Source organism: Cupriavidus sp. SIMBA_020, assembly GCF_046535395.1.
Taxonomy (GTDB): Bacteria; Pseudomonadota; Gammaproteobacteria; order Burkholderiales; family Burkholderiaceae; genus Cupriavidus; species Cupriavidus campinensis.
In genome coordinates, this window is record NZ_JAWRWU010000168.1 from 1 (window position 1) to 357 (window position 357).

1 protein-coding gene is annotated in these 357 nt (G+C 65.0%); it reads left to right on the forward strand.

Translation table 11 applies throughout. From position 1 onward, the window contains the following. Positions 1 to 357: ribose-phosphate diphosphokinase (gene prs / locus SB751_RS28665; RefSeq protein ID WP_410748870.1), on the forward strand; the 357-nt coding region annotated here is incomplete at both ends.

A 357-nucleotide genomic window follows, 5' to 3' on the forward strand; every position in this document is an offset into this window, starting at 1 on the left:
TGGCCGTGGACGTAGTCAACCACCTCGACATGTCCCTGGGCAAGATGACCGTCGGTCGCTTCTCGGACGGCGAGGTGATGGTCGAGATCAACGAGAACGTGCGCGGCAAGGACGTTTTCGTCCTGCAGCCCACCTGTGCGCCTACCAATGACAACCTGATGGAAATCATGGTGATGGTCGATGCCCTGCGCCGCGCCTCGGCCGGCCGCATCACCGCCGCGATTCCCTATTTCGGCTATGCCCGCCAGGATCGCCGCCCGCGTTCGGCGCGCGTGGCCATCTCGGCCAAGGTCGTGGCCAACATGCTGCAAGTGGCTGGCGTCGACCGCGTCCTGACGATGGACCTGCACGCCGACC